This window comes from Streptomyces sp. NPDC051578 (assembly GCF_044454045.1).
Lineage (GTDB): Bacteria > Actinomycetota > Actinomycetes > Streptomycetales > Streptomycetaceae > Streptomyces.
The window spans coordinates 340,376-354,837 of the sequence record NZ_JBITDH010000002.1; the positions used below are offsets into that span (position 1 = coordinate 340,376).

Below are 14,462 nucleotides of genomic sequence, written 5' to 3' on the forward strand. Positions count from 1 at the left end.
GGGAGTACCACCATGCACCGACACACCCGACGCAGTGTGATCACCGCGCTGCTCGCGTCGTCCTTCGCGCTGTCCGGCGCGGCCGCCCTGGCCCCGTCGGCCGGCGCCGCCGTGCCCACCGCGAGCTGTACGGTCACCCCGAACGCGAACGGCACCTCCGTCACCATCAGGGGCGAGGGGTTCACGGCGCCGCGCAACCTCAACGACGGCGAGAGCACCGTGCCGCTGAGCATCGACGCGAACGGCAACTTCCAGGTCACGCGCTTCCAGAAGAACGTCGACTACACCGTCCTCGCCGTCAACGAAGACCAGAACTTCACCTTCGTCAACTGCCAGGTCGTCAAGTCCGACGACTCCACCGGGACCACGACCGGCCACAACCCGAGGGACGACAGGCGGGGTTACGGCGACGGCTACCGGGCGGGCCGTTCGGCGGGTCAGAAGAGCTGTGACGAGACGCCCACCCCGGACAAGAGCGGCCAGCAGCACTCCGACGCCTACTGGAAGGCATGGCAGAGGGGCGCCGACGCGGGCTTCAACCAGATCTGCAACTCCCGCAACGGCGGCTGACCGTCCTGCGGCAGGACTCACCCGGTCCTCCATCCCGTCTCCGGTGCGCCCCGAGTCGCCGCTGCCATCGTCAGGGCATCAGCGAGCAACGGAGGGCGCCCGATGAAGGCACAGTCGACGCCGGGGGCCGTCAAGGCCTCCGACGGGTCCCTCGCCCTGGTGACCGGGGCGACCAGCGGTATCGGCCTGGCCGTCGCGCGCGACCTGGGCGCCCGGGGCCACCGGGTGTTCATCTGCGCACGCACGGAGACCGCCGTCAAGCAGACGGTCGAGGACCTGCGGGCCGAAGGCATGGAGGTCGAGGGGGCCGCCGCCGACGTACGCAACCGGGCAGAGGTCAAAGGGCTCGTGGCGGCAGCGGTCGCGGCCTTCGACAGACCCGTCCGGATCCTGGTCAACAACGCCGGCCGCAGCGGCGGCGGCGCCACCGCCGACCTCACCGACGAACTGTGGGAAGAGGTCATCGACACCAACCTGAACAGCGTCTTCCTGGTCACCCGGGAAGCACTGACCAACGGCGGCCTCGCCGCCGCCGGCCGTGGCCGGATCGTCAACATCGCTTCGACGGCGGGCAAGCAGGGGGTGCTCCTCGGCGCCCCCTACTCGGCGTCCAAGCACGCCGTGGTGGGCCTGACCAAGGCCCTCGGCAAGGAACTGGCACCGCTCGGGATCACCGTCAACGCGGTCTGCCCGGGATACGTGGAAACGCCCATGGCCGCGCGCGTACGCGCCGGATACGCACGGGTGTGGGACACGAGCGAGCAGTACGTGCAGCAGCAGTTCGAAGCCCAGATACCCTTGGGCCGCTTTTCCACTCCCGAGGAAGTCGCCGGTCTCGTAGGCTACTTGACCACTGACGTGGCGGCGTCCATCACCGCGCAGGCCCTCAACGTCTGCGGCGGCCTGGGCCGCTTCTGACTCCACGCCGGGCCCCGATCGCAAGGCCCCGACCGCCAGGCCCCGGCCGGCGCCGCAGGGCCCTCGGCCCCACCACCCTGACACGACCACGCGTAGACGCACGCATATGGAACTGAGCTTCGCGGCCATGTCCCGTCTCGCGCCGAGGGACTTGACTGTACTCATGACTTCCACCACCCAGAACATCCAGACCACCCTCGTCATCGGCGGCACCGGCAAGACCGGCCGCCGCGTCGCCGAGAAGCTCTCCGCCCAGGGCCTCCCCGTCCGGGTCGGTTCCCGCTCGGGCGAGCCCGCCTTCGACTGGAACGAGCCCGACACCTGGGTGCCCGCGCTGGAGGGCGTCGACCGGGTGTACGTCACCTACTACCCGGACCTCGCCTTCCCGGGTGCCGCCGAGCAGGTCGGCGCGTTCGCCAAGGTGGCCGTCGACAACGGAGCCCGCCGGCTGGTCCTGCTCTCGGGCCGTGGCGAAGAGACCGCGCAGATCAGCGAGGACAACCTCAAGGCATCCGGCGCGGACTGGACGATCGTCCGCTCCAGCTGGTTCAACCAGAACTTCAACGAGAGCTTCTTCCTGGAGCCGGTGCTGGCGGGCGAGATCGCCCTGCCGACCGCCGACGCCGTGGAGGCGTTCGTCGACGCCGACGACATCGCCGACGTGGTCGTGGCCGCCCTGACCGACGACAAGCACATCGGCAAGACCTACGAACTGTCCGGTCCGCGCCTGCTCAGCTACAGCGACGTGGCCGCCGAACTCTCCAAGGCCACCGGCCGGCAGATCACGTACGTCTCCGTCACCAACGAGGAGTACCGCGCGGTGCTCCGCGAGAACGGTCTCCCGGAGGAGTTCGCCGACCTGTTCACCATGATCCTGGACGGCCGCAACGCGCATCTCGTGCACGGGGTCGAGGAGGCCCTGGGCCGCAAGCCCAAGGACTTCGCCGACTTCGCCCGCGAGGCCGCGGCGACCGGAGTCTGGGACGTCTGACCGCACCGGGCACCCGCCCCGCGCGGGACGGCCGCCTCCCGAGGCGGCCGCCCCGCCCGGCGCCCGGCCCTGACGCGGAGCACGTACGAACGCCGCACCGACCGGCAGGAGGCCCCGATGCCCACGCACCAGCCGCCCCACTCCAGCGAACACGGACTGGACGCCCTCGCGCCGCACTACCACGGATTCGCCCTGATGCACCGGGCGATGCGCCGCGACGCCGCACGACTGCGCGACGCCGCACCGGCCTGGCGGGGCGGCGGCGCCGAGTGGTGGCAGCGCCTGCGCGAGGTCATCGAATGGCACCACACCAGCGAGGACGACGTGCTGTGGCCCGGACTGCGCCGCCGTGACGCGGACTTCGACGCCCAGGCCCGCGAACTGCACGACGACCACGAGGAACTGGACACGGCCATGGCTGCCGTCACCACCGCCGTCTCACGCGGCGGCGAAGGGCTCGTAGCGGCCGCCCGGGACTTCCAGGAGATCCTGCACGACCACCTGCGCGACGAGGAACGTGTGGTGTTCCCCGTCTTCGACCGGATGGGGGAGCGGGCCTACCTCGCGGAGGAGCGCAAGGTGGTGGCGAGCGCCCCCAGGCGCGTGCTGCTGTACCTCCAGCCCTGGATGTTCGACGGAGCGGGCCGCGAGTCCGTCGCGCACGTGTCCGCCACCATTCCGCCGCCGGTCCGGCTGCTCGGCGCGACCCTGCTCCGCAGGCGGTACGAGAACACCTTGAAGGGAATCCGGAAGTGACGCGATCGACGACGGGCACGACGGCCCAGTCCGCGACCCTGGTGGCGGCGACCGTGGGCACCGGCCTGATGGCCGGCCTCTACTTCGCCTTCGACATCTCGGTGATCCCGGGACTGGGGCGCGGCGACGACGAGACGTACGTGACCGCGATGCGCAACATCAACGACGCCATCGACAACGGCCTGTTCGGGCTGCTGTTCGTGGGCGCGTTCATCGCCACGGGCGTCGCCGCCGCGCAGCAGCAGCGCGGCGGGCGCCCCCACGCTGCGCGCTGGGCCTGGACCGCCTTCGCGCTGTACACCCTGTCGCTGGTCGTGACGGCCCTGGTGAACCTCCCCCTCAATGCCCAACTCGCCCGTGCGGGAAGTGACTTCACCGCCGCCCGCGCCGGGTTCGGCACGCGCTGGCGGGCCGGCAACGTCGTCCGCACCCTGGCCTGCGCCACGGCCCTGGCGGCCCTGGGCCGGACGCTGGCCCTGCACGGCCGCACCCCGGCCGTGTAGGCACCGGCATCGGCCGCACCCCGGCCGCGTCGGCATCGCCCCCGGCCCCGGTCCCGGCGCCGGACCGTTCCGGCGCCCTGTGAACGGCGCCCGCTCTCGCATCCGTCCCCCGCGGGAGAGCGGGCGCTTCACGCGTTCCCGCACGGCGGGAAACGAGAGAGGATATCCGCATGGACACGCTGACCGGTCTGCTGGAAGGCCCGAAGGCGCGCGGCGCCTTCCTCCTCAAGTCCGTCTTCAACCCGCCCTGGTCGCTGCGCGTGGAGGACCGGGCGCCGCTGTCGGTCATCACGATGGTCCACGGCGACGCCTGGCTCGTGCCGGACCACGGCACCGCGGTACGGATCCGGCCGGGCGACGTGGCCGTGGTGCACGGTCCGCAGCCGTACACGGTCGCCGACTCCGTGGACACGCCGGTCCAGATCACGGTCGGGCCGGAGCAGCGGTGCAGCACCGCCGGCGGCGAGGACGTCACCGAGACCATGGCCCTCGGCGTGCGCACCTGGGGCGATCCGCTCCAGGACGCGGGTTCGGCGGTGATGCTCAGCGGCACCTACCAGGCGCCCAGCGAGATCGGCCGGCGTCTGCTGAGCGTGCTGCCCACGATCCTGGTACGCCCGGCCGAGTCCGCGGACCACGCCCTGATTACCCTGCTGACGGCGGAGATCTCCCGGGACGAGCCCGGGCAGGAGATCGTCCTGGACCGGCTCCTGGACCTCCTGCTGATCGGGGTCCTGCGTGCCTGGCTCGCGGCCCCCGGCAGCGGGGCCCCGACCTGGTACCGGGCCCAGAGCGACCCGGTGGTCGGACCGGCGCTGCGCCTGCTGCACGAGAACCCGGCCCATGGCTGGACGGTCGAGGAACTCGCGCGCAAGGTGGGTGTGTCCAGGGCGGCCCTGGCCCGCCGCTTCACCGACATCGTGGGGGAACCCCCGGTCGCCTACCTCACCGGCTGGCGCATCGCCCTGGCCGCCGACTACTTGCGCGAACCGGAAGCCACGGTGGCCACCGTGGCCCGCCGGGTCGGCTACAGCGGGGCTTTCGCACTGTCGGCGGCCTTCAAACGGGTGCGCGGAGTCAGCCCGAAGGAGTTCCGCGCGGGCATCACCGCGCCGGCCACGGAGCCCGGCCCGCGCCCGCCCCGTACGGTCGTGCTCGACGGGCCCGGCCCGCGCTGACCCTCAGCCGCGGCGCGCGACCACCGTGAGGACCAGGTCCGCCCCCGCCGACCAGCGGCCGTGGTAGACCGGGTCGACGGTTTCGCCCGGCGCGGCCGGGACGTCGAGCGTGCAGGTGAAGGTGCCGTCGGGGGAGAGGGCCACGGCGGCGTCGCGGAAGCCGAGCCAGACGCCGGTCGCCGGGTACCAGGCCTTGTACGCCGCCTCCTTGGCGCTGAACAGGAGCCGGTCCCAGGGGACGCCGCGGTGCGCCGCGGCGAGTTCCCGCAGGTGGGCGCGTTCGGCGGCGGAGGTGACCAGCCCCAGTACGCCCTGCGGGAGCGGGCCCGCGGGCTCCGCGTCGATGCCGAGGGCCGAGGTACGGTCCGACAGGTCGGCCACGGCCGCGCGGTAGCCGTCGCAGTGCGTGATGCTGCCGACCACGCCCGTCGGCCAGACCGGAGCACCTCCCGGGCCGGGCAGCAGCGGTGCGGGGGAGTGGCCGAGGGCGGCCAGGCAGCGGCGGGCGCAGGCGCGGGCCGTCGCGAACTGGCGGCGACGGCGCGCGAGGCGGCCCTCCATGAGGGCCGCCTCGGCGGGGAAGAGCGGCGCGGGCGCCTCGTCGTCGAAGGCTTCCGACGACGTGACGCCCGGCGGCAGGAGTGCCTCGATCATCGTCCGGCGTTCACCGGGACGCGAGTTCGGACACGGCGGACACGACCAGCAGGGGACGCTCCAGCGGGAGCATGTGGCCCGCGCCCGGCACCGGTTCGAACCGGGCCCCCGGCAGGGTGTCGGCCAGCGTCCGCGCCAGCGCGGGGTCGATGACCTTGTCGGCGTCGCCGTGCAGGACCACCGCCGGCACGGTGACGCCGGCCAGCGCCGGGCGCAGGTCCCAGCCGCGCGTGCAGCGGAAGAACTCCGCCCGGATCCGCGGGTCCGTCGCCGCGAACAACTGCCTGTTGACGTCCAGCAGGACCGGGTCCACGGTCTTGGCCATGGTGGACGACAGCAGTTTCCGGCCCAGCGGGGGGCGGCGCAGCGCCCAGGAGAAGGCGGCGCTGCCCATCATCTTGACCTCGCCGTCCGGCGTGTCCTGGCCGTGCGCCGCAGTCCCCAGCAGCACCAGGCCGCCCAGCCTCCCGGCCCGCGCGCCGCCCGCGGCGTGGGACAGCGCCGCGAATCCGCCGCCCGAGTGGCCCACGACGACGGCATCGCGGGCGTCCGCCCCGTCCAGCACCGCTCCCAGGTCGTCGCCGAGGCGCTCGACGGAAACGGGACTGCGGCCGGGGGTGGAGGCGCCGTGGCCCCGCTGGTCGTACAGCACCACGCGGTGACCGGCCCGGATGAGCCGGTCGGCGATGGTGCCCCAGGCGCGGCGGGAGTGCGCCCACCCGTGCACGAGTACCACGTCCACGGCGGCCGGTGTGCCCGCCAGCGGGGCCAGTACGGTGACGGCCAGTTCCGCGCCGTCGTCGGTCCGTACGGTCAGTTCCCGGGTGACTTCCGCGGCCGTCGTCATCGCCGGGCCCCCGCGGTGGAGGACGACAGCCGCCGGCCCAGGGACTCGAACGCCGCCAAGGTGGCCTTCGAGTGTTCCGCGCCGAGGTCGACGGCCTTGGCCAGCACGCCCAGCCAGCCGTGCGGCCTGCCCGCGAAGTGCATGGACAGCCGGGTGCGGCCGTCCGGCAGCGGTTCCAGACGGAAGGTCGCCGGCCCGCGGAACGCCCCGTCGACGTACTCCACGTCGAGCCGGCGGCCGCTCTCCACGGCGACCGTACGCGCCGTGAACCGGAGCTTGAGACCGCCGTTACCGACGCCCTTGGTGTGGACGGTCACCCCCACCTCGCCGCCTACCTGGTCGGGGGAACCGGAGACCGGGGCGAAGGTGTTGGCCGGGACCCACCACTGGGCGGCGCCGCGGAACTCCGAGAGGAGCGCTTCCCAGACGGCGGTCGCCGGGGCGTCGATCACCGCCTCGTCGATCAGGTCGTACGTTGTCATGTCGAGCCTCCTCAGGTGCACGGTCGTGCCGGGTTGCGCGCGGTAGGGCGGATCCGGGATCAGGCGAAGAAGCCCTGGCCCGGAGTGAAGAGGTTCGCCGGGTCGAACTTCTTCTTCGCGTTGACGAAGCCGGTCCAGCGGTTGCCGAAGTGGGCCCGCCAGTCGGCCTGCGTCATGTTGGGGACGGCGCCGACCAGGTAGCGCTTGGCGCCCATCGACACCGCCAGGTCGTACAGGCGCCGGTTCTGGTCGAGCATCGCCTGGATGTTCGGGTCGCCCGGGTTGGGGAAGCGCAGCAGGTCGAAGAGGTACGCCACGGACTCGCCCGGCATCATCGCGAGCGGCCGCTTGACCTGCGAGGTGAGGAACGGGGAGAAGAGCAGGAACCCGCCCCCGAGGGAGTCGGCGGTCAGCTCCTGTTCGACCCGCTTCATGAACGTCTTGGTCTTGGAGGCCGGGAGGAACATGCTCAGCCACGGCTTGGGCGCGTACCAGTGGCCGGACTCCTTGAGGTAGGCCTCGTAGGCGTCGAGCCGGAACATGTACTCGCGGTACGTCACATCCTCGATCACGGCGTCGGCCCGGACGTCCTGCAGGCCGCTGAGCAGCTTCGCCCGGTCCGGTGGCGTCGTGCTGTAGTTGGCGCCGACCTCCATCTTGTAGCGCCAGCCCGAGCCGTCCGGCTTCTGCAGCATCTCGCCGGCCTGGACCTGGAAGCGGCCGTCTGCCAGCACCTTCTCCGCGTCCTGGAGGTAGGTCTCCACGTCCGCGTAGTACAGGGTGAAGATGACCGACCGCTTCGGCGCGGGGACGACCGCGACCTCGGCGCGGACGATGATGCCGACCTGACCGCCCCCCGACAGCGCGGCGTTGAACAGTTCCGGGCGGCTCGTCGCCGTCGCGGTGACCAGCTTCCCCTCACCGGTGACGATGTCGATGGAGCGCACGGTGTCGCACAGCAGCCCGTACTTGGCCACCGTGCCGCCGATGCCGCCGATGCTGATGGTGCCGCCGATCGACAGGTACAGGTAGTCGGGCAGCGCGGGCGGGGTCTTGCCGACCTGCAGGCACGCGTCGGTCAGCTGGGCCCAGGTGACGCCCGCCTCGACCACCGCGCAGTTCGCGCCGATGGAGATGATCTTCGACATGCCGCGGGCGTCGATGGATATCCCGCCCGGGACGCGGGCCTGGCCGTACACCGAGTGCGACTCGATGTCCGTGCCCGAGCCGCCCTGCCCGTTGACCGCGACCTTGATGCCGTTGGCCCGGGCGTAGTTCACGATCTTGACGATGTCGTCCACGTTGCCCGGCCGCAGCACGGCCCACGGCTTGTTGCCCGCGCCGTCCCACAGGTGTCCGAAGTCCTTGCCGAAGGCCTCGACCACGGAGGGCGACGTCTCCAGCGTGCCGGTCAGCGCCGGCACGGGGACGACGGCCGCGCCGGACGCCTCCGCAGCCGTCGCCCAGCTCTGGTCGACGGTGTTCCAGCCCACGACGGCCACGGCGGTCGCCGCGATACCGCCGAGTACTCTGCGCCGGGAAGGGGCGGCCGCCGTGCCCGTGGCCGTTCTCGGGGTGCTGCTCATCTGCGTACGTCTCCCGTTTCTCATGCCTGCCGGAGTCCTACTGGTGCGTCGCCGGGGCGGCGGTGCGCACCTGTGAGGCGAGCTGGTACTCGCTCAGGTCGAAGCGCTTGGTCTGGCGGCGGAAGCGCCAGGTGTACGTCGGCCAGATCGAGGGGTTGCGCCCGTTCTCGTCGAGGTACCAGCTCTTGCAGTTGCCCGCGTTCCACACCGAACCGTCGAGCTTCGCGTCGAGCGCCTTGTTGTAGGCCTGCTGCGCTTCCTTGCGCACCTCGACGCTGGACAGCCCGCGCTTCTCGGCCTGCTTGAGGGCGTCCACCACGTACTTGATCTGCGCCTCGATCATCACGACCTGCGAGGAGTGCCCCAGCGTGGTGTTCGGACCGAGCAGCATGAACAGGTTCGGGAACCCGGCGATCGTGGTTCCGCGGTGGGCCGACATGCCCTCGCGCTGCCAGGCCTCGCGCAACTGGACGCCGTCCCGGCCGAAGACGCGGCGCGCGACGGGGCGGTCGGTGGCCTGGAAGCCGGTGCCCAGGATGATGGTGTCGACCTCGCGCTCCACCCCGTCGCGGCCCACGATCGACTTGGCGCGGACCTCGGCGATCCCGTCGGTGACCAGGTCCACGTTGGGCTGCTGGATCGCCGGGTACCAGGTGTTGGAGAACAGCAGCCGCTTGCAGGCCATCACGTAGTCGGGGGTCAGCCTGGCGCGCAGCGCCTCGTCCGGCACCGACTTCTTCAAGTGGTCGCTGGCCATCTTCTGCATCTTCCCGGCGACCTTCGGGCGGGCCATCACGAAGGCCAGGATCTCGCGGCCCCACATGTTGAAGTTGCGCCGGAAGTTCTGGTAGCCGGGCACCGAGCGCAGGAGCTTGGCCTGCAGCGCCGTGGTCGCCTTGTCGTTCTTCGGGCCGACCCACGGGGGTGTGCGCTGGTAGAGGTCGAGGCGCTCCACGTCGGGCTGGATCTTCGGTACGAACTGGATCGCCGAGGCGCCCGTACCGATGACGGCGACGCGCCGGCCGGTGAGGTCGTGGTCGTGGTCCCAGCGCGAGGAGTGGAACACCTTGCCCTCGAAGTCGCCGAGGCCCTTGATGTCGGGGACGGCCGGCTCGCTGAGGTAGCCGGTGCCGGTGACCAGGAACTGGGCGGTGTAATCCCCCTGGGAGGTCTCGATCCGCCAGTGCCGCTCGCCTTCGTCCCAGCGGGCCGAGAGCAGTTCGTGCCCGAAGCGGATGTGCGGGCGGACCCCGAAGCGGTCGGCCGTGTCGCGCAGGTACGCGTACAGCTCGTCCCGCTTGCCGAACGTGGACTTCCAGTTCGGGTTCTGGGCGAAGGAGAAGGAGTAGAGGTGGGACATGACGTCGCACGCACAGCCCGGATAGCTGTTGTCGCGCCACGTGCCGCCGACCTCGTCGGCCCGCTCGAACACGAGGAAGTCGTCGATGCCCGACTGCAGCAGTCGGATGGCGGTACCCAGGCCCGAGAACCCGGTACCGATGACCGCGACCCTCAGGTGCCGGGCGGGTCCGCGGCCTCCGTCGGAGGCCTGGGCCGTCGGACGGGCTCCGCCGTCCCTGGCCGGTTCGAGAATGCTCGTCACGTCGGCCTCCTAGCGGCGCGTGAGGGTCACGCGGAAGTTGTTGAAGAACTTGTCTTCGAGCGTGTACGCGAAGATGTCGAGGTAGCGCTCGAAGCGGGCGACGACCTCCTCGCCCTCCATGGCCACGGCCTCGTCCCGGCGCTCGGCGAGCAGCACCAGCCAGGCGCGGCACGCCATCGCGAACGACTCGCGCTCGTTGACGATCTCGTCGACTTCGAAGAGGCCCTCGGCGCCGGCGGTGAGCTCGTGCAGGTGCGGGATGTGGCACCCGGCGAACTCGGAGCGCTGGAGGAACTTCAAGTCGTCGAGGAGCGCGCGGTTCATCGGCAGCGCCTCGGCGGTCATCGTGTGCAGGACGAACTTCGCACCCGGGTTCAGGGTGTTCGCGACCTGCTGGAAGAAGAAGCGGTAGCGCTTGGTGCGCTCCTTGGGCGGCAGGTTCGAGGAGACGAAGTGCTCCAGCGCGTTGATGCAGAACGCCGCGCCGTACTTCTCGCTGTCGTCGGCGACCGCGTAGTCCGCCCAGCTCTTGACCAGCGTGGTGATCCGCGGGTTGCCCAGCGCGTCGATGAAGGCTTCCTGGGTACGCGACAGCGTGAGGCCGACCGCCTCCTCGGCGCCGTGCACGGTCGTGAGGCGGTTCAGCATGGTGCCCCAGCCGCAGCCGATGTCCAGCACGCGCTTGACGCCGCCGGCGCGGACGTTCGCGAGGTCGGCGAACGTGTCGAGCTTGCGCTCCTGGGCCTCGTCCAGGGCGCCGACGAGGTCCTCGCCCTCGTTCCAGTAGCCGCCGGAGTACATCATCGTCGGGCCCAGCAGCAGCCGGTAGAAGTCGTTGCTCACCTCGTAGTGGTGCCTGATCGCATCGACCTCGGGGTCCACCGTCCTGGGGGCGACCGTTGTCATCTGATCCTCATTCCTGCGAGCGGGAAGGGCGGCTCTGGCCGTCCGTGCCGAATTCCTTCCGAGGAAAACGGATCCCCCGCAAGGCGTACGCAACACGGGCCCGCCCGTTACCCGGTCCGTACCAAAAGGAGGGTAAAAGGGAGGGAAAAGGCAGAGGAAAGGCGGCGGCCGTATCCCGCCCCCGGCATCTTGCGTCTTCCTTGCGGCCACGGGGCTTTCATCGCTCTCGAAAAGAACGACGCGGCTCCCGGGCCGCACCGTCGAGAGAGGACCGACCCCATGTCGCTGCCCACCATCGAAGAGCTCGCGAGCCAGCTGGAGGCCGTTTCCGGCGCCGCGGAGGTCAGCCCCGACGCCCCGCTCCAGCACATCACGGACGTCGACTCGCTGGACCTCATGGAATGGCTGTACGGCTTCCAGACCAAGTACCCCCACATCCCGGCCGACGAGACGCTCTTCGCGGACCTCGACGACACGACGACGCTGCGCGACGTCTACGCGAAGATCGTCGATCTCGTCCCGGCCCAGGCATAGCGAGGAATCACGTGACCGGCTTCGACATCACCGGGTGGGGCATGTCCGTACCCGAGCGCATCGTCACCAGCGCGGAACTCGCCGAGCGTTTCGGCGTGGACGAGCACTGGGTCGTCAGCCGCTGCGGCATCCGTGAGCGGCGGGCCGTTGACCCGGGGCAGACCACCGTCTCCCTGGCCGTCGAGGCCGGCCGGCGCGCTCTGGACAAGGCGGGCCTGACCGGCGCCGACATCGCCCACCTGATCGTCGCCACGGCGACGCCCGAGCAGCCTTCCCCGGCGACGTCCGCGTTCGTCCACCACGAACTCGGCATCGCCGGGAGCGCCCACGACGTGAACTCCGAGTGCGCGGGCTTCGTCTACGGGCTCGTCTCCGCGATGGCGCTCATCGCGATCGACCCGCGGCCGATCCTGCTGATCGGCTCCGACACCCACACCCTGACCGCCAACCCCGCCGACCGGGACCTGTCCATCCTCGTCGGCGACGGCGCGGGGGCCGTCGTCCTCCAGCCCGGCCCCGAGAACCGGGTCAAGGCCTGGAACCTGGGCGCCGACGGATCCTGCACCGGTTCCTTGAAGGTGCTGGCCGGCGGCAGCAGGATGCCGGCCACGGCCGAGACCGTCGCGGCGGGACTGCACTACGCGCAGATCAACGGCAACGAGATCTACCTCAACGCCGTCCGCTACACCGTCCGTACGGTGCGCGAGACGCTGGAGAGCGCGAAGGTCGACGCGGCCGACGTGGACCACGTCGTACCGCACCAGGCCAACATCCGCATCATCAACTCGATCGTGTCCCACACCGGACTGCGGCCGGAAGCGCTGATCACCAATCTGGAGAAGTACGGCAACACGGCATCGGGTTCGATCCCGATCGCGCTCGCCGAAGCCCTCGACGCGGGACGCATCAAGGCCGGGGACAAGGTCCTGCTGGCCGGGTTCGGTGCCGGCATGACGTGGGGTTCGATCCTGATGGAATGGGGCGGTACCGCGGCATGAGCAACAAGAGCACGGGCGTACGGCCCGAGGCACCGGTCGCGCTCGTCACCGGCGCCTCGGGCGGCCTCGGCCAGGCCCTGGCCCTGGAACTGGACGCGCTGGGCTGCCGGGTCGCGGTCCACTACAACAGTTCGCGGGACGCGGCGCGGGCGGTGCAGGAGAAACTGACCAACCCGTCCGTCCTGGTCACCGGCGACGTCGGCTCCTGGGAGACGGTCCAGGGGATCTACGCCGACATCACCGAGGCGCTGGGACCGGTGGACGTCCTCGTCAACAACGGGGCCATCCGCAAGGACAGCCTGATGGCGATGCAGAACCCCGCGGACTGGGCGCAGGTCATCCAGACCAACCTGATCGGCTCCTTCCACACGGCCAGGGCCGCGGTCCCCGCCATGCTGCGCCAGAGGTGGGGCCGGGTCGTCAACATCGTCTCGCCCTCGGGCATCATCGCCACCGCGGGCCAGACGGCGTACTCGGCGTCCAAGGCGGGGCTGATCGGCTTCACCCGCACCCTCGCGGCCGAATGCGGCCGCCGGGGCGTGACCGTCAACGCACTGTCCCCCGGCTTCATGATCACCGGTATGACGAAGGACCTTCCCGATCGGGTCATCGAGGGCATGGAGGGCAAGGCGCCCATCCCCCGCTTCGTCACCGTCGAGGAGGTCGCCCGCAGCGCCGGCCTCTTCCTGGACCAGGACTGCATGACCGGCCAGGTCATCAGCATCGACAGCGGAGTCTCGATCACCTGACGGGCGCGCGCCCCGCGATCCCGGACACCGGCCCCGGCCCCTGCCCCCCAAGGGGCCGGGGCCGCTCGGGTTGCCCCGGCACGCCCGCGGGCACGCCGCAACACCGTACCGCCGCCGGGGGGCTGCGGTACGGCGTTGCGGCAGGGGCCTAAGCGGCGGGAGATGCGGCGGTCGAGGTGGCGGGGGACTGGGCTGCGCCGTGCCCGCGATGGGTGGCGCAACCGCGCCCGAGGGCGCACCGCGGACCCGGAAGGGCCCGGCCGACCTCGAACACCCCCATCAGGAACGGGTCGAGGACGGCGGAAGGACGCTGCGGCGCGCGGGGCTCCGGCGTACGCAGGATCTCCAGGTACGCGGCCTCCGTCTCCGGCGCCGGGTCCGTACCCAGCTCCTCCGCCAGCACCCGGCGCAGCTGGTGGTAACTGCGCAGCGCCTCGGCGCGGTTGCCGGCCCGTTTGTGCGCCGTCATCCGGCAGCGGTACGCGCTCTCCCGGAACGGGGCCCGCCGCACTGCCTCCTCCGCGTAGCGCAAGGCATGGTGCTCGTCACCGAGCGCGGACGACGAGAGGCTCGCCAACTCCAGCGCCGTCAAACGCAGTTCTTCCAGCTGCTCGCGCATCGCGTTGACCCACTCGCCCTCGTGCGAGGGCAGGAAGGACCCGCGCAGGTTCGACACCGCGCCCGACGCCAGCTGCTGCGCGACCGCGAACGCGCCGTCCGCGAACGCGGAGGTCGCCTCCGTCACCGCGAGCTCGGCGCATTCCACGTCCACCGCCGCGTCCTTGGGTACGCGCAGCACGTACCGCCCGCCCTGCGCCACCAACGCCGCGTCACCAGGCTCGTCCTGAGGCATCGTCACGAACGTCCGCACCCGGCTGACGACACTGCGCAGCGCGGAGGCCCAGGTGTCGGGCAACCCCTCCGGCCACACGGTTTCCGCCAGCTGGTCCCGCTCCGTACCACCCGCCCGCTCGATGACCAGCCGAGCGAACGCCACCTGTGCCTGTGCGCCGGAGAGATGCCGCGAGGGCGCTCCCGACGGCTCGATCGTGACAAGTCCTACGAGTCTGATCAGCACTGTGTACCCTCCGAAACTGCCGGGATACCGGCCGTGTCCCCCTGGTCTTGTGCGCTGCGAACATACACGCGCCACTTCTCCGCATGTCAACTACAAATGGGGAACGCAC

The 14,462-nt window shown here is 71.2% G+C and carries 16 protein-coding genes; 9 read left to right on the forward strand and 7 right to left on the reverse strand.

Translation table 11 applies throughout. The annotated features are described in order from the left end of the window. Window positions 1-12: 12 nt before the first annotated feature. The 6 genes from ACIA6C_RS12520 to ACIA6C_RS12545 all read left to right on the forward strand — a co-directional run bounded on the left by ACIA6C_RS12520 (window position 13) and on the right by ACIA6C_RS12545 (window position 4,916). Window positions 13-570 carry a hypothetical protein gene (locus ACIA6C_RS12520; protein WP_399275019.1) on the forward strand — a complete coding sequence of 186 codons (558 nt, stop codon included), beginning with the start codon at window positions 13-15 and terminating at the stop codon, window positions 568-570. Between the two features lie 102 nt (window positions 571-672). Then, the gene (locus ACIA6C_RS12525) at window positions 673-1,488 is read left to right on the forward strand and encodes an SDR family NAD(P)-dependent oxidoreductase (protein WP_366081525.1); all 816 of its coding nucleotides are present in this window, start codon (window positions 673-675) and stop codon (window positions 1,486-1,488) included. Window positions 1,489-1,651: 163 nt separating this feature from the next. Further along, complete coding sequence (locus ACIA6C_RS12530; protein ID WP_399275022.1) at window positions 1,652-2,479, forward strand: NAD(P)H-binding protein; 828 nt, start codon at window positions 1,652-1,654, stop codon at window positions 2,477-2,479. Window positions 2,480-2,596: 117 nt separating this feature from the next. Beyond that, the gene (locus ACIA6C_RS12535) at window positions 2,597-3,235 is read left to right on the forward strand and encodes a hemerythrin domain-containing protein (RefSeq protein WP_361134943.1); all 639 of its coding nucleotides are present in this window, start codon (window positions 2,597-2,599) and stop codon (window positions 3,233-3,235) included. Then, window positions 3,232-3,738 (forward strand): DUF1772 domain-containing protein, encoded by a 507-nt coding sequence (locus ACIA6C_RS12540; protein WP_399275024.1) that lies wholly within the window; start codon window positions 3,232-3,234, stop codon window positions 3,736-3,738. Before ACIA6C_RS12535 ends, ACIA6C_RS12540 begins: the two co-directional genes overlap by 4 nt. 170 nt (window positions 3,739-3,908) lie before the next feature. After that, window positions 3,909-4,916, forward strand: a complete 1,008-nt coding sequence (locus tag ACIA6C_RS12545) for an AraC family transcriptional regulator (protein ID WP_399275026.1) — start codon at window positions 3,909-3,911, stop codon at window positions 4,914-4,916. A 3-nt stretch (window positions 4,917-4,919) separates the two neighbouring features. Here ACIA6C_RS12545 and ACIA6C_RS12550 read toward each other — a convergent pair whose 3' ends face one another. From ACIA6C_RS12550 to ACIA6C_RS12575, 6 genes are read right to left on the reverse strand one after another with little or no spacing between them, the layout of a single operon-like run. Continuing rightward, on the reverse strand, window positions 4,920-5,570 hold the full coding sequence (locus ACIA6C_RS12550; RefSeq protein WP_399275028.1) for a 4'-phosphopantetheinyl transferase: 651 nt from the start codon (window positions 5,568-5,570) through the stop codon (window positions 4,920-4,922). 10 nt (window positions 5,571-5,580) lie between these two features. Then, a complete protein-coding gene (locus ACIA6C_RS12555; protein ID WP_399275030.1) occupies window positions 5,581-6,417 on the reverse strand; it encodes an alpha/beta fold hydrolase in 837 nt (278 codons plus the stop codon). Then, on the reverse strand, window positions 6,414-6,899 hold the full coding sequence (locus ACIA6C_RS12560; protein ID WP_399275032.1) for an SRPBCC family protein: 486 nt from the start codon (window positions 6,897-6,899) through the stop codon (window positions 6,414-6,416). The genes ACIA6C_RS12555 and ACIA6C_RS12560 overlap by 4 nt, the downstream gene beginning before the upstream one ends. Before the next feature lie 59 nt (window positions 6,900-6,958). Beyond that, entirely contained in the window at window positions 6,959-8,485 is a 1,527-nt protein-coding gene (locus ACIA6C_RS12565) for an FAD-binding protein (protein ID WP_399275034.1), read from the reverse strand. Between the two features lie 37 nt (window positions 8,486-8,522). Beyond that, window positions 8,523-10,088, reverse strand: coding sequence for an NAD(P)/FAD-dependent oxidoreductase (locus tag ACIA6C_RS12570; RefSeq protein WP_361134964.1), 1,566 nt, complete (start codon window positions 10,086-10,088; stop codon window positions 8,523-8,525). 9 nt (window positions 10,089-10,097) lie between these two features. Then, a complete protein-coding gene (locus ACIA6C_RS12575) occupies window positions 10,098-10,994 on the reverse strand; it encodes a class I SAM-dependent methyltransferase (RefSeq protein WP_361134967.1) in 897 nt (298 codons plus the stop codon). Window positions 10,995-11,273: 279 nt separating this feature from the next. Between ACIA6C_RS12575 and ACIA6C_RS12580 the strand changes: the two genes are divergently transcribed. The 3 genes from ACIA6C_RS12580 to ACIA6C_RS12590 are packed head-to-tail and all read left to right on the forward strand — an operon-like array spanning window position 11,274 to window position 13,275. Beyond that, on the forward strand, window positions 11,274-11,528 hold the full coding sequence (locus ACIA6C_RS12580) for a hypothetical protein (protein ID WP_190183911.1): 255 nt from the start codon (window positions 11,274-11,276) through the stop codon (window positions 11,526-11,528). Window positions 11,529-11,539: 11 nt separating this feature from the next. Then, window positions 11,540-12,526 carry a ketoacyl-ACP synthase III gene (locus ACIA6C_RS12585; RefSeq protein ID WP_366083003.1) on the forward strand — a complete coding sequence of 329 codons (987 nt, stop codon included), beginning with the start codon at window positions 11,540-11,542 and terminating at the stop codon, window positions 12,524-12,526. After that, on the forward strand, window positions 12,523-13,275 hold the full coding sequence (locus ACIA6C_RS12590; protein ID WP_361134973.1) for an SDR family NAD(P)-dependent oxidoreductase: 753 nt from the start codon (window positions 12,523-12,525) through the stop codon (window positions 13,273-13,275). Before ACIA6C_RS12585 ends, ACIA6C_RS12590 begins: the two co-directional genes overlap by 4 nt. A 148-nt stretch (window positions 13,276-13,423) precedes the next feature. Here the strand turns inward: ACIA6C_RS12590 and ACIA6C_RS12595 are convergent, their stop codons facing one another. After that, window positions 13,424-14,353 carry a BTAD domain-containing putative transcriptional regulator gene (locus tag ACIA6C_RS12595; RefSeq protein ID WP_399275038.1) on the reverse strand — a complete coding sequence of 310 codons (930 nt, stop codon included), beginning with the start codon at window positions 14,351-14,353 and terminating at the stop codon, window positions 13,424-13,426. Window positions 14,354-14,462: the final 109 nt, after the last annotated feature.

Coding starts and splice junctions, on each gene's coding strand:
- ACIA6C_RS12565 (WP_399275034.1), bottom strand. CDS start 8,485: ATGAGCAGCACCCCGAGAACGGCCACGGGCACGGCGGCCGCCCCTTCC.
- ACIA6C_RS12525 (WP_366081525.1), top strand. CDS start 673: ATGAAGGCACAGTCGACGCCGGGGGCCGTCAAGGCCTCCGACGGGTCC.
- ACIA6C_RS12530 (WP_399275022.1), top strand. CDS start 1,652: ATGACTTCCACCACCCAGAACATCCAGACCACCCTCGTCATCGGCGGC.
- ACIA6C_RS12550 (WP_399275028.1), bottom strand. CDS start 5,570: ATGATCGAGGCACTCCTGCCGCCGGGCGTCACGTCGTCGGAAGCCTTC.
- ACIA6C_RS12560 (WP_399275032.1), bottom strand. CDS start 6,899: ATGACAACGTACGACCTGATCGACGAGGCGGTGATCGACGCCCCGGCG.
- ACIA6C_RS12575 (WP_361134967.1), bottom strand. CDS start 10,994: ATGACAACGGTCGCCCCCAGGACGGTGGACCCCGAGGTCGATGCGATC.
- ACIA6C_RS12580 (WP_190183911.1), top strand. CDS start 11,274: ATGTCGCTGCCCACCATCGAAGAGCTCGCGAGCCAGCTGGAGGCCGTT.
- ACIA6C_RS12555 (WP_399275030.1), bottom strand. CDS start 6,417: ATGACGACGGCCGCGGAAGTCACCCGGGAACTGACCGTACGGACCGAC.
- ACIA6C_RS12535 (WP_361134943.1), top strand. CDS start 2,597: ATGCCCACGCACCAGCCGCCCCACTCCAGCGAACACGGACTGGACGCC.
- ACIA6C_RS12520 (WP_399275019.1), top strand. CDS start 13: ATGCACCGACACACCCGACGCAGTGTGATCACCGCGCTGCTCGCGTCG.
- ACIA6C_RS12545 (WP_399275026.1), top strand. CDS start 3,909: ATGGACACGCTGACCGGTCTGCTGGAAGGCCCGAAGGCGCGCGGCGCC.
- ACIA6C_RS12590 (WP_361134973.1), top strand. CDS start 12,523: ATGAGCAACAAGAGCACGGGCGTACGGCCCGAGGCACCGGTCGCGCTC.